The 20,100-nt window shown below is 64.2% G+C and carries 19 protein-coding genes and 2 tRNA genes; 11 read left to right on the top strand and 10 right to left on the bottom strand.

The features are described 5' to 3' along the window. The first annotated feature begins 1 nt into the window (after position 1). The gene (locus E4S61_RS06115; protein WP_135302998.1) at positions 2-517 is read left to right on the top strand and encodes a hypothetical protein; all 516 of its coding nucleotides are present in this window, start codon (positions 2-4) and stop codon (positions 515-517) included. Positions 518-524: 7 nt separating this feature from the next. Here E4S61_RS06115 and E4S61_RS06110 read toward each other — a convergent pair whose 3' ends face one another. The 3 genes from E4S61_RS06110 to E4S61_RS06100 form a co-directional block, all read right to left on the bottom strand. Further along, on the bottom strand, positions 525-1,343 hold the full coding sequence (locus E4S61_RS06110) for a cytochrome c oxidase subunit 3 (RefSeq protein WP_135302997.1): 819 nt from the start codon (positions 1,341-1,343) through the stop codon (positions 525-527). Between the two features lie 367 nt (positions 1,344-1,710). Further along, positions 1,711-3,987 (bottom strand): CDC48 family AAA ATPase, encoded by a 2,277-nt coding sequence (locus tag E4S61_RS06105; protein ID WP_135302996.1) that lies wholly within the window; start codon positions 3,985-3,987, stop codon positions 1,711-1,713. Then, a complete protein-coding gene (locus tag E4S61_RS06100) occupies positions 3,987-4,235 on the bottom strand; it encodes a DUF7127 family protein (protein WP_135302995.1) in 249 nt (82 codons plus the stop codon). Before E4S61_RS06100 ends, E4S61_RS06105 begins: the two co-directional genes overlap by 1 nt. 147 nt (positions 4,236-4,382) lie before the next feature. Between E4S61_RS06100 and E4S61_RS06095 the strand changes: the two genes are divergently transcribed. Further along, a complete protein-coding gene (locus tag E4S61_RS06095; RefSeq protein ID WP_135302994.1) occupies positions 4,383-5,174 on the top strand; it encodes an alpha/beta fold hydrolase in 792 nt (263 codons plus the stop codon). A 24-nt stretch (positions 5,175-5,198) separates the two neighbouring features. Here the strand turns inward: E4S61_RS06095 and E4S61_RS06090 are convergent, their stop codons facing one another. Then, on the bottom strand, positions 5,199-5,876 hold the full coding sequence (locus tag E4S61_RS06090) for a protein sorting system archaetidylserine synthase (protein ID WP_135302993.1): 678 nt from the start codon (positions 5,874-5,876) through the stop codon (positions 5,199-5,201). A 46-nt stretch (positions 5,877-5,922) separates the two neighbouring features. Beyond that, the gene (locus tag E4S61_RS06085) at positions 5,923-6,588 is read right to left on the bottom strand and encodes a metal-dependent hydrolase (protein WP_135302992.1); all 666 of its coding nucleotides are present in this window, start codon (positions 6,586-6,588) and stop codon (positions 5,923-5,925) included. Between the two features lie 158 nt (positions 6,589-6,746). Here E4S61_RS06085 and E4S61_RS06080 point away from each other — a divergent pair, with 158 nt between their 5' ends. Then, positions 6,747-7,289, top strand: coding sequence for a DUF7504 family protein (locus tag E4S61_RS06080; RefSeq protein ID WP_245180606.1), 543 nt, complete (start codon positions 6,747-6,749; stop codon positions 7,287-7,289). A gap of 68 nt (positions 7,290-7,357) precedes the next feature. Here the strand turns inward: E4S61_RS06080 and E4S61_RS06075 are convergent, their stop codons facing one another. Next, positions 7,358-7,783 carry an SRPBCC domain-containing protein gene (locus E4S61_RS06075; RefSeq protein WP_167768424.1) on the bottom strand — a complete coding sequence of 142 codons (426 nt, stop codon included), beginning with the start codon at positions 7,781-7,783 and terminating at the stop codon, positions 7,358-7,360. A 154-nt stretch (positions 7,784-7,937) separates the two neighbouring features. On the opposite strand from E4S61_RS06075, the gene E4S61_RS06070 reads away from it, so the two are divergent. Further along, the gene (locus tag E4S61_RS06070; protein ID WP_135302990.1) at positions 7,938-8,243 is read left to right on the top strand and encodes a PRC-barrel domain-containing protein; all 306 of its coding nucleotides are present in this window, start codon (positions 7,938-7,940) and stop codon (positions 8,241-8,243) included. Here E4S61_RS06070 and E4S61_RS06065 read toward each other — a convergent pair. Continuing rightward, on the bottom strand, positions 8,240-9,700 hold the full coding sequence (locus tag E4S61_RS06065; protein WP_135302989.1) for a DHH family phosphoesterase: 1,461 nt from the start codon (positions 9,698-9,700) through the stop codon (positions 8,240-8,242). The two genes, E4S61_RS06070 and E4S61_RS06065, sit on opposite strands and share 4 nt — an antisense overlap. A 153-nt stretch (positions 9,701-9,853) precedes the next feature. Here E4S61_RS06065 and E4S61_RS06060 point away from each other — a divergent pair. Together E4S61_RS06060 and E4S61_RS06055 are read left to right on the top strand one after the other, a co-directional pair. Beyond that, a tRNA-Lys gene (locus tag E4S61_RS06060) sits at positions 9,854-9,927 on the top strand. Between the two features lie 555 nt (positions 9,928-10,482). Next, on the top strand, positions 10,483-10,731 hold the full coding sequence (locus E4S61_RS06055; RefSeq protein ID WP_135302988.1) for a hypothetical protein: 249 nt from the start codon (positions 10,483-10,485) through the stop codon (positions 10,729-10,731). Between the two features lie 6 nt (positions 10,732-10,737). On the opposite strand, the gene E4S61_RS06050 is transcribed toward E4S61_RS06055, so the two are convergent. Continuing rightward, entirely contained in the window at positions 10,738-11,175 is a 438-nt protein-coding gene (locus E4S61_RS06050) for a GNAT family N-acetyltransferase (protein ID WP_135302987.1), read from the bottom strand. 95 nt (positions 11,176-11,270) lie between these two features. Here E4S61_RS06050 and E4S61_RS06045 point away from each other — a divergent pair, with 95 nt between their 5' ends. Continuing rightward, on the top strand, positions 11,271-11,495 hold the full coding sequence (locus tag E4S61_RS06045; protein ID WP_135302986.1) for a hypothetical protein: 225 nt from the start codon (positions 11,271-11,273) through the stop codon (positions 11,493-11,495). 41 nt (positions 11,496-11,536) lie between these two features. Here the strand turns inward: E4S61_RS06045 and guaB are convergent, their stop codons facing one another. After that, a complete protein-coding gene (guaB, locus tag E4S61_RS06040; protein ID WP_135302985.1) occupies positions 11,537-13,021 on the bottom strand; it encodes an IMP dehydrogenase in 1,485 nt (494 codons plus the stop codon). 372 nt (positions 13,022-13,393) lie between these two features. Here guaB and E4S61_RS06035 point away from each other — a divergent pair, with 372 nt between their 5' ends. From E4S61_RS06035 to E4S61_RS25280, 3 genes are all read left to right on the top strand, one after another. Continuing rightward, positions 13,394-14,281: a DUF5794 domain-containing protein gene (locus E4S61_RS06035; RefSeq protein WP_135302984.1), complete on the top strand. Its 888-nt coding sequence runs from the start codon at positions 13,394-13,396 to the stop codon at positions 14,279-14,281. Positions 14,282-14,319: 38 nt separating this feature from the next. Continuing rightward, complete coding sequence (locus E4S61_RS06030; protein ID WP_135302983.1) at positions 14,320-14,547, top strand: DUF5795 family protein; 228 nt, start codon at positions 14,320-14,322, stop codon at positions 14,545-14,547. Positions 14,548-14,601: 54 nt separating this feature from the next. Then, positions 14,602-14,782, top strand: a tRNA-Trp gene (locus E4S61_RS25280). A gap of 337 nt (positions 14,783-15,119) precedes the next feature. Here E4S61_RS25280 and E4S61_RS06025 read toward each other — a convergent pair. Continuing rightward, positions 15,120-15,542 (bottom strand): ester cyclase, encoded by a 423-nt coding sequence (locus E4S61_RS06025; RefSeq protein ID WP_135302982.1) that lies wholly within the window; start codon positions 15,540-15,542, stop codon positions 15,120-15,122. A 465-nt stretch (positions 15,543-16,007) separates the two neighbouring features. On the opposite strand from E4S61_RS06025, the gene E4S61_RS06020 reads away from it, so the two are divergent. Further along, positions 16,008-20,099 carry a COG1361 S-layer family protein gene (locus E4S61_RS06020; RefSeq protein ID WP_135302981.1) on the top strand — a complete coding sequence of 1,364 codons (4,092 nt, stop codon included), beginning with the start codon at positions 16,008-16,010 and terminating at the stop codon, positions 20,097-20,099. Position 20,100 lies beyond the last annotated feature (1 nt).

The raw sequence follows: 20,100 nt of genomic DNA, 5'->3' as shown, positions 1-20,100 counted from the left end.
AATGGCGGATGAACAACCGGAGTCGGTCCTGTTCACCTATCTCGCGCCGTTCGTCGGCGTCTTGCTGGTCGCCGTCGGCATCGGTGCAGCGGTGCCGGGCGGCTACGCGCTCATCCAGGGAGATCTCGCTGGCTGTGGCAATCCGAGCATCGCTGTCGAGAGCCCCGAGGAGACCGCCGGACAGTTCGGTAACACCTCGGCCCCGAACCTGGCTCGCTTCCAATACGAGGAGCTGTCGTCGGCCGAACAGACGGCGTTCACCGAGGCGGTTGACGACCCCGTCGGTGAGGCAAAAGTCGAGGGCGAGTTCCCCCACGCGGCCGAGTTCCGCAATGGGTCGATAGTCACCTACGAAGGTGAACAACACTACGTGACTATCGTCGCCGAGCACCCGTGCTACGCCGCCGCGCCGCTTCAGTTCCCGCTCGGCGTGTTCGCCATCGCGTTCGGGACGCTTGCCATCCTCTCGCCGCCGATATACCGGAAAATGGTCGCGCTGGAAGAACAGGCCGGCTGAACGGGTGCTATATCGACGCGCCGACGTACAACACGAGGACGAGGAAGAGCCAAACGACGTCGACGAAGTGCCAGTACAGCGATGTCGTCTCGATGGCGGTATCTCTTTCCGGCGAGTAGTGTCCCCTGAGCGCCCGGCCAAAGGCGATAGCGAGGAGGAGTACGCCGAGTGCGACGTGGAGGCCGTGCAATCCCGTCAGGCCGAAGAAGGCGCTGCCGAGGATGCCTGTCGAGAGGGAAAAGCCCTCCGCGACGAGCAGTTCGTAGTACTCGTAGACCTGCCCGCCGAGAAAGACGACACCGAGCAGTAGCGTCGCACCCATGAGACCGAGGAACCGGCGGCGGTTCCCCGATTCAAGCGCTTCGTGGCCGTAGTGGAGCGTGAAGCTGCTTGCTACCAGCAACGCGGTGTTGACGATGACGAGCGATCCGAGCAGCGACGGGAGGTGTTCGGGTGGCCACGCGCCGACGCGGATGAACGCGTAGTAGACGAATCCCGCTGAGAACGTCGCTACGTCGGAGGCCAGAAACAGTATCATGCCCATTCTGAGGACGTCCGACTCGCCGCCGCCCGAACGTCGGTAGTCCGCGATAAACGCCTCGTTGGCCCACCCGGCGAGCCCGCCGAGGAGACCGAGTGCGCCGACGGCGACGAGGACTATCGGGATGACGGACGGAACCAGATTCTGGCCGACGAAGTAGAGACCCGCGCCGAGATACAGCGCGCCGGCCCCGATCGCCGCCGGCAGCGGCCAGCGACTCTCGTGGGCGTGTTCCTCCTCCTCGTCGCCTGCGTGTTCGCTCGCCACTTCTGTGGCCTCGGCCATGTTCACAGGGTGGGGGTGCTGTCGTTAAATAACTGGTCGGAACGACCACGGGCTGGTCGGGTCGTGGGGTTTTGCGTGTCGAATGAAATAGCCGGTCGCTGCTGAAGGTCGATAATACGAAGAACTCCGCAGTGGCCGGGAGCGGCCTCCGTGCCGCGACCCGGGGAAGGGCAGGCGTATCCGAGAAGCATACCGCGCCGAGCGAAGCGAGGCGCGGTTTCTCCGGAATCGCCGGCGGCGATTCCGGCTTTTTCATCGACGTTCGTTAGAGCGAAGCTCTAACGCAACCCATCAGAAGTCTTCGACTTCTGAGGACGTTTTTCGAGGCGTGGTCGCCGTAGGCGACCCAACGACGAAAAAGGTCGTACTACTGGAACGTTCGGCTGACCTTGTCGTCCTCGTCGCCCAGCGAGGGTTCCGCGGTGTCGAAGCGCTTTTCGATCTCGTCGTAGCGCTCGCGGGTCTCCTCGGTGACGCTGGGCCCGACTTCGTCGAGCGCGTGCTCGAAGTGGTCCATCGTCACGCGGACGTTCGAGACCGAGTCACCGATGTCCTCGGGGTCGACGTTGTTGATGAACTCGCGGGTCGCGGCCATCGATGCTTCGCGGCAGACCGCCTCGATGTCGGCCCCGACGTAGCCCTCGGTCCGACGGGCGAGGCTGTCTAAGTCCACGCCCTCCGCCAGCGGCTTCTGTCGGGTGTGCACGTTGAAGATGGCGCGCCGCGCCCCTTCGTCGGGAACCGGGACGTGGACGTGACGGTCCAGTCGGCCCGGGCGCAGGAGCGCGTCGTCGATGAGGTCGGGTCGGTTGGTCGTGGCGACCACGACGACGTCCTCCATCTCCTCGATGCCGTCGAGTTCGGTCAGCAGTTGTGAGACGACGCGTTCGCCGACACCGGAGTCGAACTGTCCGCCGCCTCGTTCACCGGCGATGGAGTCGATCTCGTCGAAGAACACCACCGTCGGGGCGTTCTCGCGGGCCTTGCTGAACACTTCGCGGACGCCCTTCTCGGACTCGCCCACGAACTTGTTCAGTAGCTCCGGCCCCTTCACGGAGATGAAGTTCGACTGGGCCTCGTTGGCGACGGCTTTCGCCAGCAGGGTCTTCCCCGTGCCCGGCGGGCCGTACAGCAGGACGCCCTTCGCAGCGTCTAAGTCCATCGACTCGAACACCTCGGTATATTCGAGCGGCCACTGGATGGTCTCACGGAGCCGTTCTTTGGTGCCCTCTAAGCCACCGACGGAGTCCCACGTGACATCGGGGACTTCGACGAACACCTCGCGGAGCGCGGAGGGTTCGATTCCCTTCATCGCGTCCTTGAAGTCCCGCTCGGTGACTTCCAGCTTTTCGAGCACCTCTGCGTCTATCTCGTCGGACTCGAGGTCGAGTTCCGGTCGGATGCGCCGGAGGGCGTTCATCGCGCCCTCCTTGGTCAGCTGTTCAAGGTCGGCACCGACGAAACCGTGGGTGCTCTCGGCGTAGCCGTCGATGTCGATGTCGTCGGCGACGGGCATCCCGCGGGTGTGGACCTGCAGGATTTCCTTGCGGCCTTCTTTGTCCGGGACGCCGATCTCGATCTCGCGGTCGAAACGTCCGCCACGGCGGAGCGCGGGGTCGATGGCGTCGACGCGGTTGGTCGCGCCGATGACGATGACCTGGCCGCGCTCTTCGAGGCCGTCCATCAGCGAGAGCAGTTGGGCGACGACGCGGCGTTCCACGTCGCCCTGGGTCTCGCCGCGCTTGGGTGCGATGGAGTCAATCTCGTCGATGAAGACGATAGCCGGAGCCTCCTCCTCGGCCTCCTCGAAGATTTCGCGGAGTTGCTCCTCGCTCTCGCCGTAGTACTTCGACATGATCTCCGGCCCGGAGATAGTCGTGAAGTAGGCGTCTATCTCGTTGGCGACAGCCTTCGCCATGAGGGTCTTCCCCGTACCGGGCGGACCGTGGAGCAGGACGCCCTTCGGCGGTTCGATGCCGAGTTGCTGGAACAGCTCGGGGTGACGCATCGGCAACTCGATCATCTCGCGGACCTGTTCGAGTTCGTTGTCGAGTCCGCCGATGTCCTCGTAGGCCACATCAGGCGACTCGCGGTCGGCCGCACCTTCCTCGCCGTCGCGAATCTGTTCGGCGGGCTTCTCACTGACCTGGATGTCAGTCGAGTCCGTGACGACGACCGTCCCGGCGGGGTCGGTTTCGGCGATCTTGAGCGGGATCTTCTGCCCGGACATCGACGAGAGCGGGCCGAGACCGAAGCTCACGGGGACGGTCTGGCCCTGCGTGACAGCCTGCCCGCTGAGGTTGTTTCGAATCATGGGGCCGACGTTCCCGCGGACCCGGAGGTTCTGCGGGAGCGCGACGGTGATGGCCGTCGCTGGCTTCACGTCGGCTTTCTCGACGGTGACGCTGTCGTCGATCCCGACGCCAGCCTCCTGCCGGAGTTGCCCGTCGATGCGGACGATGCCCTTCGCCTCGTCTTCGGGGTAGCCGGGCCAGACGCGCGCGACGGCTCGCTGTCCCTGCTTACCATCGAGGACGATGTAATCGCCGTTTTCGAGGTCCATCTCGCTCATCGCGGCCCGGTCGATAGCCGCGAGTCCGCGCCCTGCGTCCTTCTGTTTGAGTGGTTTGACAGTGAGTTTCATCAGATATCACTCTCCTCGTCCGACACTTCGATAGTGAGGACGCCGTTGTTGATAAACGCTCGTGCGTCGGTAGTGTTGGGGAGTTCCTGCTCGTACTGCTCGCCGTCGCGGACGACGATGACCGTGCCGTCGACGACGTCCACACTGGCGTCGTCGGCGACTCCCACGTCCGCCGCGAGCACGAGGCTGTCGTCGTACTCGAACCGGCGGAGGGGCGTCTCGTCGAACAACTGCTGTTCTGAATTCATCCTAACTCTGAGTAAGTGAGACAACTATATAAATCTATCGCCAAAATTCGCCATACGTGAGTGATATCTAGTATTGTTGCTTGAATGCGGTTCACACCAAATTCGCGTCCTGCGTTCTTTTATCTGTCGGGTGCGTTCGCACGGCGTATGCAAACGGTCGTCCACGATGGGCGGACAACGGCGTATCAAGTAGTCGAGGGAGAGGGATCGGGACATTCTGCCCTCTACGTCCACGGCAGCGGCGGTACACACCGAGTGTGGGCCAATCAGTACGCGCCTAACGGCCTCATTCGTCCGGCCGCCGCGGTTGATCTGAGCGGGCACGGGAAGTCCGAGGATGTCGATACGACACCGGGAAAAAACACCTTGATCGCGTACGCGAGCGATGTCGTTGCCGTCGCTCGCGAGGTCGGTGCGAACGTGCTCGTCGGGAACTCCCTGGGCGGGGCCGTCGCCCAGTGGGTGGCGCTGGAGTCTGACTGGCGACCGGACGCGCTCGTGTTGGCGGGTTCGGGACCGTCTCTCCCGGTCTACGACGCGCTCAGGGAGTGGCTTGACGACGACTTCGACCGGGCCGTCGAGTTCCTCCACGGCCGGGACCGACTCTTTCACTCGACCGACGAAACGCTTCTCTCCCGGTCGCGAGAACAAATGCGAGCGGTCGGTCAGGCCGTCACGCGCCGGGACTTCCTGACCTGTAACGAGTTCGATGTCACCGACCGCCTCGACGCCATCGACGCGCCGACGCTGGCGGTATGTGGCGAACACGACAAGCTCACACCGCGGGACTATCACGAACGGTTGGCCGCCGAGATTCCGGGCGGCGAGTTCGCGGTCGTCCCCGATGCCGCCCACCTCGCTATGCTCGAACAACCAGCGGTCTTCAACGATGTCGTCGCTGGCTTCCTGCGGTCCCGTCTCGGCGTGAGTGAGGACTGACCGGTCCCAGCGGCTCCAAAGCCGTCAGTAGTACCGCGGTGAGAACGCGAAGAAGAGCACGGCGATGCCGAGCATGATGCGCGGGCCGGCCCGCCCGAACGCCGTCGGCGCGACGACGGAGAGGAACAGAACCACACCCATCGGAACGACTGTTTTCACCCCGGGTTTGGGGTAGTCGAACGGCGCGACCTGCGCGACCGCCAGAACGGTGATTGCCGCGGCGAGTACCACGGGGTCGGTAATACCGGCGAGATAGGCGGTGGCCAGAACGATTGCCCCCAGCGAGTTCGGCATCCCCGGCCGCTCGTCGGGGCCGTCGAAGTACGTCGAGTAAAACGCCGTGCGAACGATAGAGAGGAGGGCGTAGAGCGATGCGACTACCGAGACGACGACGAATACCAGCGGGTTTCCGCCCGTAATATCCCCGAACTGGCCAGTCAGCAGAACGTAGACGAACAGGCTCGGTGTGACGCCGAAGGAGATGACGTCCGTGATGGAGTCGAGCAATGGCCCGACCTCGGAGCTATCGCCGCTCCGAGCGACGATACCGTCCAGTGCGTCGACGATGACCGAGAGGAGAAGGAGGCGAGCAGCGAGATGGAGGTCGGTGAAGGCGACGGCCCCGGCGACGAATCCGACGACGGCGTTGACCAGCGTCACGCCGTCGGCGACACTGAGTCGGCGATGCACCTCGAATCCCATGCCTGCCCGGTCGGACACCGCCTACATGAAAGAGTCGAAACGGAGTTTACTCCTCGGGGAGGTCGTAGCCGACGACGAAGCGGGCGGCCGTCGCCAGCGTTCCGGTGACGAGGACGTACAGCTGCCAGCCGCCGCGCACGACAGGGAAGATGCGGTCCATGTTCTCCGGCTCTGCCTGTCCGGGAGTGGGGTCGACGCCGGTATCCATCTGGACCGTGCTGGTGTTGCCGATCGATTTCAAGGCGGGCCTGCTCGACCCACCCGAATCCGTCTCCCACTCTACGAACGTCTGGACGATGCCGCGCTTGGTGGAGAGTTCGAGCCGCCCCCTGAAGACGTAGAATTCGTCGTGAATCGGCCAGAGGAGGTTCGCACCGCCGGTGACGGTATCGAAGAGGACGTGACCGACAGCGTAGACGACGATGCAGAACCACGCGACACGGACGCCGTAGGCTCCCCAACGAGCGCGGACGAACGATTCATCTCGCCAGTAGAGGTCGATCGCGAGGACGAGCGCGAGTATCGCTGGGATGACGAGATTCGTCGTCGCGGTTCGATGGCCAGCCCGCGAGAACAGTGCGATGAAGGCGTCGATGTCGGGAATCGTCACGACGACGAGCGAGAGGAGGAGCGACCGTCGGTCGAATGCCGCACCGAGCAGCGTCGCCGCCAGCAGACCGACGAACGCGTAGTGGACGACCAGCGATGGCATACGTTCACTGTTGTCACTACCGTGATGAGCGTTGCGGCAGTCCGGACAGAATAGATTTATAACGGTTCTGGGAGCTCATTCAAACGGGTACGCACGTATGGGTGGAGGGGACATTCCGGGGACTCGTCAGTCTCCCGGCCGGAGCGGGTGGGATCGCCGTGAGTAGCAACGAGGACGCTGTCGATGTCACCGATGGGATTTCGTTGGAGACGGGCCAGCAAGCGCTGTTGTCGGTCGACTCGATGCAGTCGCCGCTCAGGGAGTTGCCTCCGAGTGCCTACGCCAACCTGTTGGTCGTCGCATCAACGGCACCAGCGACCGTCGCCAGCGAACTGTCGGCGGCGGGAGCCGACGTACACACCGTCGGCCAGATTCCGATTTCAGGGTCGGAGTCGGACTACGACGGGCCGATGTGGACCTGTGACCCGCTCGTCCCTGACGACCTGACCGGGCTGAGTATGCGTCTCTCTCGCGGCCTTGACGCGCTGGGAGCCGGACGTGGCTGGGTCCTGTTCGAGAATCTCAACGTCTTCTTGTTGTACGCGAGCGAGGACCGCGTCGTTCGGTTCCTCGACCACGCCACGACGCTGGCCCGCGAACGCGATATCTGCGGTGTGTACGCGCTCGTCAGGGACGCTGTCGACGACGAGACGTACGCCCGACTCAGGCGGGCAGTCGACGTCGAGCGAGACTGTCGCTGACCGCTGACGACAAAAACTCTCCGGTCGTCTCGCGGTCGTCGCGAGTCGTTACGATTGTCCGCGCTCGGCTACTGCAGTTCGGTCGCGCGCCGACGGAGGCCGACATTCATCTGCTCGAACCCGCGAACCAGTCGTCGGTCGAATCGGTCCACGAGACGGGCCGCGAGCGGGCCGTCGATGGTCTCTCGCTGGACGAACCGACAGCCGCCGCCGGTCGTCGGTTCGAGCAGGAACCGGTGTTCGGCATCGACGCTGAACAGACTCGACTGCCATCTGAGTTCTCGCTGCGGGTCGAAGACCGTGATTTCCGGAGCGAACGACACCGTCGGTAGTCCGGGGACCGAGAGCCTCGCGTCGACGGTCTCGCCGACGGCGAGCTCGCCGCGTACCGAGAGCAGCGTGTTCCAGCGGGGATACGCGGAGACGTCGGTCAGTACCTCCCAGACTGTAGCCGGCGTCGCGGGAACGTCGATACCGGCGGCGACCTCTGTCATCACGTCCATATAGCGGCGGTCCGGTGAAAAGCCTCTCGCGTCTTTCGGGCAGTGAGCGCTAACGCGACCGAACAGCGACGCTCTGTCCCTGAGCCGTGGCGGTAGTCACACGGCGCAATGAAGCTTTAAGACCCGCCCGCTCCAGCACAGGCGTATGGATAAGGAGAGCATTCCACAGGAGATAACCACGCTCGTCGGGCGTGAGGTCTACTCGAACAACGGGGTCTTCGTCGGCGAAGTCGAGGACCTCCGTCTGGACCTCGACCGGCACGAAATCACGGGGCTGGCGCTGTACCAGCTGAACACCGAGCTGTTCGACGCCGAGACCCAGTCCGCCCGCGGCGTCATCGTCCCCTACCGCTGGGTGCAGGCTGTCGGCGACGTCATCATCATCAACGATGTCGTCGAACGCCTTCACCAGCCCGACGCCGAGGAAGACGAAGAAGAGGTCGCGGCCTAACTCCCGTTCGTTCCCTCGCCGCCCGAACTATCGACGCCCATCGCCTCGAACAGTTTTCGCTTGACCGCCTCTTCTGTGAGGTCGAGTAACGTATCGCGGTTGTCGTCGTTCGTCTCCAGCCCGGTGAAGATACCGAGTGGGATCTCCACGCTGGCGTCCGTCGAGTGACCCGCCGTCTCGCCCATCTCGCCGAAGGCGTCGGCGAGGACTTTCCCGATATTCATGCGGATGTCCTTCGACCGGGCCGCCAGATAGATCGTGTCGTCGGCGATGGCGAAGACGGCCGTCGTCGTGATGCCTTCGAGATTGAGGAGGTGCTGTGCGGCCTGTGAGAGCGCGTCGCGGTCTCGGATGAACCCGGCGTTCGAGACGAGATGACTCCCCTGCACCTCCCGGTTCCGGATGGCCTCGGCGAGGACGTCGAGCGTCTCGGGACTCATCGATGGCGACTCGACCTGTTCGAGCGTGTCGTGATCCGCGAACGGATAGAGGTACGCCGCGGCGGTCAGGTCCGCGGGCGTCGTGTCGCGCTTGAAATCCAGCGTCTCGGCGCGAATGCCGTACAACAGGGCGGTGGCGACGGTCTGGTCAAGCGTGAGATCGAGTTCCTGAATGTACTTCGTCAGGATGGTCGAGGTGGCCGAGACGTTCGGCCGGATGTCCGAGAACGTGGCGTCGTGTTCGTCTTCGTGCTCGTAGTGGTCGATGATGACGTCGACGTTATCGACGTCCGGCTCGCCGCCCTTCGCCACGTCGACCAGCGCGAACGTATCGTAGTCGGCTAAGTCGACCGACTGCCGCGAGGCGAGTTCGATGCCGAGTAAGTTGACGAACGCCCGGTTCTCCTGATGGCCGATCTCACCCTCGTAGATTATGTCCGCCTCGACATCACGACTCTCCGCGATAGCGCGAAGCGCCGCGGCCGACGCGATGGAGTCCGGGTCGGGCGAGCGATGGATGAGAATCGCCATCCGGTCATCGGTGGCGTCGATGACGTCGCTCAATTGCGACGCCTTGAACTCCAACTCGCCGGTTTCGAGCGCTCGGAGCGCCGAGTCGGCGATGACCGTCGAGGGGTTGATGACCACGTCAGCGCCTAACGTGGTGAGTTCGTCGCCCGAGACCGGGTCGTCTGCGCGGGCGACGATGAACTGCTCGCCGTCGGCGTTCCGGATGTTCTCGACGGCCTCGGCGTTAGCGTCGACGTCCGAGGACATGATGAGGACGACGTCGCGGTCGCGGAGCGTCTCGACGACGTCTGCCTCGCGGATGTCAGCTTGCTGTGCATTGAGGTCCTGGTCGCGCAGTGCCTCTACCCGGCCGTCGTCGGCATCGAGGATGAGAACGTCTTTGCCCTCGTCGACGAGTTCCTCCGCCACGGCGTGGCCGACGCTCCCACACCCCAAGATGGCGTACGTAGACATCGAAGCCATCGTAATGCCGCTGGCTGCACTCATTAGCTCTTGATGTGGCCGGGACACACTTATATCACACCGTCTCTACCACCGGTGCCAGTGGCCCCGGAAACAGAGCGTCGCAGGCCGAGGCCGCGGCGTCTCCCGATTCGAAAGGAAACGTATTTACAAAGCCCCCGGCAACCTGTGTGTGCAGGGCCGGTAGCTCAGTCTGGCAGAGCGACGGCCTCTTAAGCCGTCGGTCGAGGGTTCAAATCCCTTCCGGCCCGCTCCTGCTCCGAACAATTCGTGAGGAGCGAAGCGGCTATAGAGGGAGTCGAAATAAGCCAGTCGTGCACAGCAAAGCGAGCACGTCTGGCAGTGGTTCAACTCTCGAAAGACACCCGTGACATTTCGACCTTCGCAGACACTACGTGTTTGCTCAGTCCCTTCCGGCCCGCTTCCCTACGTCGTTTACCGTGGCTGGTCTGTTTCTCCAGTGACAGCAAGCGCAAGCAGGGAACTCATGCGAACTCGGGCGGAAATCCGGGTATGGGACGCTATCCACGACCCGCGCGAAGTGCCCAGATGAAGTGCATATCCTGCAACGCGCCAGTAGTTCGAAGAGTCGACGACCGATACGTCTGCGTAGACTGTGGCGAGTCGCCGATATCGACACACGAAGTCGTGTAAACGCCGCTACAGCGAGACGGAAGCGAACGCAAACAGGGTCGATTTTTACGAACCGACCATCGGCGTTTTCGCTCGCTAGCGGGACGCTCTAGACCGGATACGATGGTTCCGCCACCCGAAAAGATTTACCCCTCTCCCGAGTGGGCCGACGTATGACGTTGCCCCTCCTCCAGCTGCCGGGAGCGCCGGAACTGATAATCATCCTGCTGATACTGCTCTTAGGCGCAGTTTTCGGTCTGATCGTCCCCATCGGCGTGACGTACTGGGTGTATCAGGACGCGAAAGGCCGCGGGAACGAAGACACGACGCTCTGGACCGTCCTGACCGCACTGGGCTTCTTCGTGGGGTATTTCATGGGGCCGATCGTCGCCATCGCCTACCTCGTCGTCGGTCGCGAATAGCTCCGCTCAGTCGAGGGGTTTCACCATCTCGACGTGTGGAATCCCCGCTTCTTCGAACTCTTCGCCGACGGCTTCATAGCCGAGACGCTCGTAAAATCCTCGTACGCGTGTCTGCCCGTGTAGTTTCGCTTCGGTCGCACCGCGGTCGTCAGCCACCGTCTCGACGGCGTCCATCACGCGAACGCCCAGTCCCTCCCCACGGTAGTCGGCGAGGACGGCGACCCGTTCGACCTTGGCCGTCGTCTCCTCGACGAGTCGGAGGCGGGCGGTTGCCACCGGCTTGCTGTCGTCTATCACGAGAACGTGCGTGGCGACGCCGTCCTTGTCGTCCATCTCCTCGGCCTCGGAGACGCCCTGTTCCTCGATGAAGACGGTCCGTCGAACCGACCGCGCTCGGTCGCCGAGCGCCGCCTCGGAGCCGACGTAACAGTCGTAGGTGGTCATGGACCACTGTATCCCGCCGTTCAGGGAGTATCTTGCGCTCGGCGAACCGCACTCGCCGGAAACACCTATCTGTTATCGAGACAACGTGTAGTTGCATGTCCTACGAGCACGCCAGCGATCACGAACACGACGTGTCGGTCGAGTACCTCTATCCCGCGGATTCGGACGTACTGGACATCTACGAGCGTGACGACCGTCTCTACGTCGAGGTGGCGACGGTCTGTCCGGAGTGTAGTGCGACGCTGGCGCTGACCGCGCCCGTCGAATCAGTCACGGAAGTTGACGTGGACCTCCCGCTGGACGAAGAATACTACGACTGAACGATTCGAGCGGCGGATGAACCGCCAGAAGGCGAGAGCGGTTAGCTCTCGGGGCTGTAGTTGGGCGCTTCGTCGGTAATCATCACGTCGTGGGGGTGGCTCTCCTGTTGGCCGGCCGCGGAGACTCGTACGAATTCGGAGCGTTCCTTGAACTCCGGAATCGTCTCGGCACCGACGTAGCCCATTCCGGACTGCATCCCGCCGACGAGCTGGTGGAGTTCGGATTCGAGCGACCCCTTGTACGGCGTCGCGGCCTCGACACCCTCGGGGACGTACTCCTCGTTCTCGTCGTCTTCCTTCAGGTAGCGTTCGCCGCCGCCCTCGTTCATCGCGCCGACGCTGCCCATCCCACGGTACTGCTTGTACTTCTTGCCGTTCATCGTGATGACGCGACCCGGTGCCTCGTCCGTGCCGGCGAAGTACGACCCGAGCATCACCGCGTCGGCACCGGCGGCGATGGCCTTGATGGCGTCGCCGGAGTAGCGGATGCCGCCGTCGGCGATGACGGGCACGTTCTGTCGGCTCGCCACGTCGGCGACCTGTGCAACCGCAGAAATCTGAGGCATCCCGGAGCCAGTGACGACGCGGGTCGTACAGATGGAACCGGGACCGATGCCGACCTTCACGCCGTCGGCGAAGTCGACGACTGCCTCCGCGGCCTCGCGGGTACCGATGTTGCCGACGACGACGTCGGCGTCGACTTCGGCCTTTATCTCGCGGGCGCTGTCGATGACGTTGGCGTTGTGCGCGTGAGCGCAGTCGATGAAGAGGATGTCCGCGCCGGCCTCGTCCGCGGTCTGGGCGCGGTCGACCTCGAATGGTCCGACAGCGGCCCCGGCACGGAGTTTGCCGTCGTCGTCGCGGGCAGCCTCGTCGTACTCGCGGCGCTGGAGGACGCCTTTCATCGTCACGAGACCGACGAGTCGGTTGTCGCCGTCGACGATGGGGACGCGCTCGATTTTGTGGTCGTACATCAGTTCGAGCGCCTCCCGCGGCGAGACGTCTTCGGGGGCCGTGACGACTTCGTCGGTCATGGCCTCGGTGACGGCGTCGGACTCGCCGACTTCGAGGTACGGGCGGATGTCGGTCCCGGAGATGATGCCGAGCACTTCGTTACTCGCTTCGTCGACGACGGGCGCGCCGGAGACGCCCGCTCGCTCCATCATCTCGTCGACTTCTTTGACGGTCTGTTCGGGGTCGGCGGTGACGACATCGCGGATGATGAGTTCGTCGGCGCGCTTGACGCGTTCGATCTCGGCGGCCATCTCGTCTGCGTCCATGTTACGGTGGAGGACGCCCAGGCCGCCCTGCCGAGCCATCGCGATGGCCATGTCGCTCTCGGTGACGGTGTCCATCGCCGCTGTCAGCACGGGAACGTTGAGTTTCACGCTCTTCGAGACCCGTGTCGCGGTATCGGCCTCGTCGGGTTCGACGCGGGACTCTTTCGGTCGGAGCAGTACGTCGTCGAAGGTCAACGCCTCCGGAACGCGGAGTTTCTCGGAGAAAGGCTCGGAATCGTTCGCCATGTAAATCGTCCAGTACGGCCGGGGAAAAACGTTGCGAGACTCGGTAGGAGTGCGGTATACTGACATACGAGGCTGTCCGGCAAACGGCCCGACATCGACACAGTTGTCCAGTTCGATGTGCCTGTTTCGCACGTTTCACGGGGTGTGGGGCCGTTTCTCACACAACGTTTAATACTCTACTGAAAGATAGTTATAGATATGCGTCCCTTCGAATCCACCTTTGTGGCCACCGACCGGCAAGCGTTGTGCTCGACGGCGGCTGACAATACATTTTGGGGTGGGTTCGATACACAGAAACGGTGTGTCCGCGGCTCTCGGGACGGCGCAGGAGACTCCCACCGGGTACAGGGGTATCCCCGACTCGCTCACTAGATGAGTAGCTCCAGACACCCGGTCGCCCTCAACATCGAGCGGCGGGTCGGTCGCGGCGGCCGACTGCTGGCGACTGTCATGGGTCTCCCGTTAGTCGACGGTATCTTCCCGGTGCTCGTCCTCGCCGGCGCGCTCTCGACGTGGACTGGAATGCTCGAAGTCGGCCTGCTGGTCTTCGGCGGGTCCGCGATGGTCGCCGTCGTGCTGGCCGAGATGGAAGGCGGTCCCCGCGAACAGGCCCGAGCGGTGCTCCTCATTGGGGCCGTCCTCGTGCCGCTTGCGGTCGTCGAGGCGGCGATCGCGCCGACGATCAAGGGAGTTGTCACCCTCTCGGTCTTCGAACGGTTCGCGGGCATCGTCATCCTCGCCATCGCTGCCCAGACCGCAAGCGCTCGAATTGGCGAGATACTGCCGCGACCGGCGGTTATCGTCGGCCTCGGTCTGCTCGCCAGCGTCGACCCGTCCGGCGCGACGCTGGTCGTCGAGGCCAACCCCGAGATGCTCGCCCGCGCCGCGGCTACCGCCGGTATCGGCGTCGGGTTCGCCCTCCTCGTCGCGCTGGCCAGTCCGTGGCTCCGCAACGCCGTCGACATCGACCGCTTCCGCTTCGGGAGCGCCGTCGCGCTGGGTATCCTCGCGCTCTCCGTGCTCGGCCTGGTCCCCACGGAGGCCCCGGTCGCACTCGCCGCGCTGGCCGTCACCGGTCTCCTCTCGTTCGACCCGGACAACGCCCGTGAGCGCCACAGCGAGTACCACCCCGATGCGGTGGACCTGACGGCCGCCTTCGCCGACGGCGGTGCCTCCCAGGGCGTCGCCGCCGACGAGCAGACCGACGAGGGCGAAACCGTCGAGTACGACGCCAACCAGGAACGCGCCCCGTGGCTGTGAACGGGAAGGTTTAGGCGTCTCACGCCCGGCGCTTCGATATGGCCGACAACCGCGTCGTGCAGGGGCGAATGCAGACTCCCGAGAGCCTCGCCGAACTCATCGAGGGAGAGAGTGTCATGGACGCCGAACCGATCGCGGACGCTGACCGCGACTGCCCGGAGTGCGGCGGCAACGTCCTCGAAGTGGGGTACATGCCCTCTGCGCTGGAGTTCGTCACGGGCTACAAGTGCCAGGACTGTGACTGGTCCGAGGTCGACCGCGACTGACCGCCGTCTGCCAATCGAAATCCCTTTAGTGCAACTGCTCAAACGACGGAGTGCGGGGTCGTGGCCTAGTCCGGGAAGGCGGCTGACTCCAGAGGCCACGTGCCTGGGACGAAACTCCAAGGGCTGATATACTGAGCGGCCGGCTGATCACCGGTTCGCGACGATGACCCTCTGGAGTTCCGAGGCACAGGACGGAGATATCAGCCGATCGGGGGTTCAAATCCCTCCGACCCCACTAACTTCTCGCGGCGCTCGAATTCGAGCGCCGCGTGTGTTCGTAACTGAGGCGGATTTGAACCGTGGCAGTCGCAGCGCGAACGTAGTGAGCGACCGTCTGCCGCTGGTTCACAATCCCTCCGACCCCATCCCCTTATCTGAACTCTACATAATCGTCAGAAGGCGTGGCGATTCCAGTCCCAGCCAGCAGCAGTGCGGGGCGTCCATGCTTCCAAATACCGGATTTCTCTAGTTGATTCCATCCCCGAAGCGATGATTACTCTGCTTCAGCAGAGTTGGTCTTGTGCGAATGGCGTCAGAAGTCGCACATAAAATGGGATTCACAGACGGCGTCGTTATCCGTCCGTGAGGCCGAGCTGTTCGAACATCTCTCGCGTGTCGTAGTGCGCTCGATGTTCCAGAATCTTCCCGTCGTTGAGCAGGACTTTGTCCATACCTTCGAGCTCCATCGCGTTACCGGTCGGGGGGAACTCGCCGAACTGTCCCTCGTGCGTTCCCGTGACTGTCCACTTCGCCATGACGGTGTCGCCGCTCGTGAGCATCTCTTCGATTGTCACGTGGAAGTCCGGGAACCCCTCGTGAAGCTCTCTGAGATACGCTTCTAACCCGTCGCGACCCTCTATGACTTCAGGGTGGCCGGGATCGTGGACGGTGATAGATTCGGAGACCAACTCGGGAATCTTCGCGTACCGCTCCTCGTTCCAGAGCTCCTGATAGTTCCGCATGAGCTGTTCGACGTCTGGTGTGGCTGTTGCCATGGTGTCCTCCGTGGCGAACGTTCGTCCCGATAGTCTCCCGTCACTCGGCGCGTCAGAACGTTCGTCCGTAACTTCGGCCGCGGTCGTGTTAACAGTTAACGCTACACATTGAATCCGAACTCCCGCTGGAGGAACTCCTTGAGATGGATGGCGCTCGCACGCTGTGAGAACGGTCGTGTCGTCGTGAGAAGACCTGTTCGACGGAGCGTCCCCGAGATGCCGAGGGATCAGCGACTCCTCCGAAGCGAACGGGCGCTCGTGACCGCCGAATCGTCGCTCGGTAATCCGGGATTATGCAAGTGACCGAACAACGAGCGGGAGGGGGTTAGAACGACGCTATCGCGATAGAGTATGCCATACAAAGTGGCTCTCGTGGGAGGGTGTCGCGTAGATGGCACACCGCAGCGGACGCCGAGAGCGACCGACGCTCCCACAGAGCGCGTTCAGTAGGGTCGCTGGCGGACGATGAGTCGCGCTCTCGTCGTGGTACTCGTGCTGGTGGTCACCGCACCGATCGCGACAGCCGCTGGTGTCTCGCTCGCGGAGACGACGGATACGGGCGCTACGGACGGCGGTACGGACGATGGAACGGGCGACGGGAGTGGGGACGAGGTGACCGAAACCAGTTCGTCGGGGAGTCAGAGAGTTCGACTCGTGGACGTCGACTCGGACCTCCGAATCAACGAGTCGGGGACGGTCTCGGTCAAGCTAGAGAACGAGGATCTGGGAGACCTCTCGGACGCGACGGTCGTACTGCGCTCTGAGAACCCCGAAATCCGCATCGGGAGCGGGCTCAACGGGAGCCGGTTCGTCGGCGACTGGGAGGAGGGCGAGAAGAAGCGTGTGAAGTTCGCCGTCACGCCGACTGCGGACGCCAGCCGACAGCGGTACCCCCTCACGGTCGTCGTCCGCTATCCGGGCTCCGAGGGGACCACAGTCCAGTCGGCACCCCTTTCGTTTGGCGTGAAGCCCGAGCGGGAACAAGGGTTCCACGTCGACGACATCGACGGGTCGCTCCGGGCGGGCGACGACGGCGAGATCGACGTGACCGTCGAGAACGACGGCCCACGCGACGTCGAGCAAGCGGTGTTAGTCGTCCGCGAGACGGCCGAAGGAGTCACGCCGCTGAAGTCCGAAGTCGCCCTCAGCGAGTTCGAGAAGGACGACTCGCGGACCGTCACGCTCCCGTTCCGGGTCGACGGGTCGGCGAAGCCGACGACGCGGCAGTTCGAGTTCGCCCTCCGGTATACGACCAAAGACGGCGAGCGACGCACGAGCGGGCCGCTGTTCGCCGACGTCAAGATACGGGAACAGGAGGACGTAATCGACGTTGTGGACGTGGATTCCGACGCGCAGGTCGGCGCGCGCGGGACCGTGACCGTGACGCTCGAAAACGAGGGCGACGAGGACGTGGAGGACGCCCGAGTGACGTTCTCCTCACTCGACGCGGGGTTCCGATTCGGCGAGGCGCGGAACACGACGCGGTTCGTCGGCGACTGGGAGGCCGGCGAGGAACGGACGTTCGACCTCCCGACGCAGTTCTCGAACGACTCGGCGACCGACGAGTATCCCGTCTCGGTGACGACCCGCTACACCGACGAGGACGGTGACGAGCAGGTCGCAGACGACGTGCAGTTCGGCGTCGAACCCGACGACGAGCAGTCGTTCGACTTGGAGGACGTCTCGGGGGACCTCCGGGTGAGTGACGACGGGACTATCGACGGGACGGTGACGAACGACGGGCCGCGCGACGTCTCCGACGCGGTGTTGGTGTACCGATCCGACATCGAGGGCGTGACGCCGCGCCAGCGCGAGGTCCCGCTCCGCGACCTCGACGAGGGCGAAGAGGTCGACTTCGAACTGCCGCTCCGGATCGACGATACCGTCGAACCGACCGACCGGCAGTTCGAGTTCGCCGTCCGCTACACGAACGACGAGGGGGAGCGGCGGACGAGCGACCCGCTGTTCGAGACAGTGCGGATTCGAGAGGAAGTCGACGTAATCGAGGTAGTCGAAGTCGAGTCGGCCTCGCAGGTCGGCGACCGCGGGACGGCGAGCGTAACGCTCGTCAACGACGGCGAGGAGACGCTCCGGGACGCTCGGGTGACGTTCTCCTCGCTCGACCGTGCGCTCCGCTTCGGCAACGCGTCAAACACGTCGCGGTTCGTCGCCCAGTGGGAGGCGGGCGAAGAGCGGACCTTCGAGCTCGCGACGCGGCTCCCGGCGGCAGCCGCGACCGGCGAGTACCCCGTCTCGGTGACAACCCGCTACACCGACGAGGATGGTGACGAGCAGGTCGCAGACGACGTGCAGTTCGGCGTCACGCCCGACGCCGAACAGGGGTTCGACGTGGACGACCCCGAGAGCCAGTTACGGGTCGGGCGCGACGGCACCATCTCAGGTGTCATCGAGAACGACGGTCCACAGGACGCCGAGTCGGCAGTTCTCCGAGTGATCCCGCCCAGCGACGACTTCGTAGCGCTCGAATCGGAGTACGTCCTCGGAAGCTTCGACAGCGGCGAGAACGAGACCTTCGAGTTCCCGATTCGCGTCCGCGACGGGGCGCGACCGGGCCGAAAGCAGTTCGAATTCGTCGTCGAGTATCGAAACGCGGAGGGCGATGTCTTGGAGAGTCAACGGCTGGCGGCGCGTTATCGCGTCGAGGGCGCGGCCGACCAGTTCCGAGTGACTAACGTCGAGAACGACGTGCAGGTCGGCGAGGACGGCACCGTCGCGCTCACCCTTCGCTACACGGGCGAGGAGGAACTCACCGACTCGGTAGTCCAGTTACAGTCGGTGAGCGGTGACCTGACAGTCGGGGCGTCTGGCGGGGTGAACGGAAGTCGCGCGGTCGGGCAGTGGGACCCCGGCGAGCGCCGGACCGTCCGGTTCCAGGTGGCCGCACCGAACGACACGGCTCCGCAGGAGTACCCGTTCGACGTGCGGGTCAACTACGAGGACGAAGATGGCGACCGGCAACGCTCGGAGGCAATCTCCCTCGCCATCAGACCCGCCCCGGAACAGGGGTTCTCCGTCAGCGGCGTCAGCGGTGCGCTCGAAGTCGGGGCGAAGAGCGACCTCACCGGCCGGGTGGTAAACGACGGGCCGCGCGATGTCGAGAACGTCGTCGTCGAGATTCGCTCGACGAGCGAGTCGCTCGTCCCACAGGAGACGGAGTACGCCGTCGGAAATCTCTCAGAGGGCGAGGCCGCGCAGTTCCGGTTGCCCGTCGTCGTCTCGGAAGACGCCGCGACCGTCCCGAAGCAGGCCCAGTTCGTCGTGCGCTACACGACCGCCGACGGCGACCGGCGCGCGACCGACCCCCTCTCTTCGACGCTGTCGGTCGCGGGCGAGACCGACACGGTCCGTGTCGTCGATTTGAACGAGACGGTTCGGGCGGGCGACGACGGCAACGTCACGGTGACGCTCGAAAACGCCGGCGAGGAAGCCATACAGCAGGTTCGCGTCTCACTGCGCTCACAGAGCGGCGAGCTACAGATTCAGGAGTCGGCGAACGCGTCGCGGTTCATCGACGAGTTAGCGCCCGACGAGCGCCGGACGGTCTCGTATCAGGTGACAGCCCCCGAAGACGGGGGCGGCCAGCGCTATCCTCTTCGACTCCGAGCCACCTACGAAGACGAGACGGGCGACAGCCAACCGGCCGAGAGTACCCTCCTCGGTGTGACGGCCGCGCCGGAGCAGGCCTTCGCCGTCGGCAACGTCACGGGGACGCTGCGGGTCGGGTCGGAGGGGACGCTTCTGGCGACAGTCACCAACCGTGGCCCGACGACGGTCACCGATGCCGTCGTTCGCCTTTCGGCAGGGAGCGAGAACGTCGTGATTCGGGAGAACGAGTCGCCCGTGGGTCGCCTCGCGCCCGCTGAGACAGCCACCGTCTCGTTCCCCGTCGAGGTGCTAGACGAGACCGAACCCGGTGACCGCCGAGTCTCGTTCGTCGTCGAGTACCGGAACCGAGACCGCGAGAACCGCGAGAGCGACTCGCTGCCCGGCGTCGTCGGCGTCGCTGACAGACGACCGGTGTTCGGCGTCACAACCGAGAACGCCACTATCGAGGCCGGGGACACAGCGTTGGTGACTCTCACCGTCACCAACAACGCCGACGTCACGGTCAGCAACGTCGACGCCCGCGTGTTCGTCGACGATCCGTTGAGTACTGACGACGAACAGGCGTTCGTCGACCGCCTCGAACCGAACGAGACCGTCCAGTTGACGTTCGCCATCAGCGCGACCGAGGGCGCGACCCTGAAAGACTACCCGCTGCTCGTAGACTTCCAATACGACGAACCCGACGAGGAGACGAAACTCTCCGACACCTATCGGGTCGCCGTCGGAATCGTCGAACCCGTCGGCGACGGCATTCCGTGGCTCCTCCTCCTCTTGGTCGTCCTCTTGGTGCTCCTCGTCGTCGCTGCGGTGCTCTACCGCCGCCGACGCTCTGCTGACGAAGAGACTGCTGGCACGGACGTGGACGACGAGACGGCCGAAAGGGACGACGAACCGGCGACCGACGACGAACCCGAGACGGCCGGAGGCTGAC

Origin of the sequence: Haloarcula amylovorans, from assembly GCF_004681185.1 — an archaeon.
Lineage (GTDB): Archaea > Halobacteriota > Halobacteria > Halobacteriales > Haloarculaceae > Haloarcula > Haloarcula amylovorans.
The sequence above is the reverse complement of the archived record's forward strand: the minus strand, read 5'-3'. Positions and strand labels throughout refer to the sequence as shown.

Excerpts from the sequence above, each read along its gene's own strand:
- E4S61_RS06115 (WP_135302998.1), top strand. The coding sequence starts at position 2 with ATGGCGGATGAACAACCGGAGTCGGTCCTGTTCACCTATCTCGCGCCG.
- E4S61_RS06110 (WP_135302997.1), bottom strand. The coding sequence starts at position 1,343 with ATGGCCGAGGCCACAGAAGTGGCGAGCGAACACGCAGGCGACGAGGAG.
- E4S61_RS06105 (WP_135302996.1), bottom strand. The coding sequence starts at position 3,987 with ATGAAACTCACTGTCAAACCACTCAAACAGAAGGACGCAGGGCGCGGA.
- E4S61_RS06100 (WP_135302995.1), bottom strand. The coding sequence starts at position 4,235 with ATGAATTCAGAACAGCAGTTGTTCGACGAGACGCCCCTCCGCCGGTTC.
- E4S61_RS06095 (WP_135302994.1), top strand. The coding sequence starts at position 4,383 with ATGCAAACGGTCGTCCACGATGGGCGGACAACGGCGTATCAAGTAGTC.
- E4S61_RS06090 (WP_135302993.1), bottom strand. The coding sequence starts at position 5,876 with ATGGGATTCGAGGTGCATCGCCGACTCAGTGTCGCCGACGGCGTGACG.
- E4S61_RS06085 (WP_135302992.1), bottom strand. The coding sequence starts at position 6,588 with ATGCCATCGCTGGTCGTCCACTACGCGTTCGTCGGTCTGCTGGCGGCG.
- E4S61_RS06075 (WP_167768424.1), bottom strand. The coding sequence starts at position 7,783 with ATGACAGAGGTCGCCGCCGGTATCGACGTTCCCGCGACGCCGGCTACA.
- E4S61_RS06070 (WP_135302990.1), top strand. The coding sequence starts at position 7,938 with ATGGATAAGGAGAGCATTCCACAGGAGATAACCACGCTCGTCGGGCGT.
- E4S61_RS06065 (WP_135302989.1), bottom strand. The coding sequence starts at position 9,700 with ATGAGTGCAGCCAGCGGCATTACGATGGCTTCGATGTCTACGTACGCC.
- E4S61_RS06055 (WP_135302988.1), top strand. The coding sequence starts at position 10,483 with ATGACGTTGCCCCTCCTCCAGCTGCCGGGAGCGCCGGAACTGATAATC.
- E4S61_RS06050 (WP_135302987.1), bottom strand. The coding sequence starts at position 11,175 with ATGACCACCTACGACTGTTACGTCGGCTCCGAGGCGGCGCTCGGCGAC.
- E4S61_RS06045 (WP_135302986.1), top strand. The coding sequence starts at position 11,271 with ATGTCCTACGAGCACGCCAGCGATCACGAACACGACGTGTCGGTCGAG.
- guaB (WP_135302985.1), bottom strand. The coding sequence starts at position 13,021 with ATGGCGAACGATTCCGAGCCTTTCTCCGAGAAACTCCGCGTTCCGGAG.
- E4S61_RS06035 (WP_135302984.1), top strand. The coding sequence starts at position 13,394 with ATGAGTAGCTCCAGACACCCGGTCGCCCTCAACATCGAGCGGCGGGTC.
- E4S61_RS06030 (WP_135302983.1), top strand. The coding sequence starts at position 14,320 with ATGGCCGACAACCGCGTCGTGCAGGGGCGAATGCAGACTCCCGAGAGC.
- E4S61_RS06025 (WP_135302982.1), bottom strand. The coding sequence starts at position 15,542 with ATGGCAACAGCCACACCAGACGTCGAACAGCTCATGCGGAACTATCAG.
- E4S61_RS06020 (WP_135302981.1), top strand. The coding sequence starts at position 16,008 with ATGAGTCGCGCTCTCGTCGTGGTACTCGTGCTGGTGGTCACCGCACCG.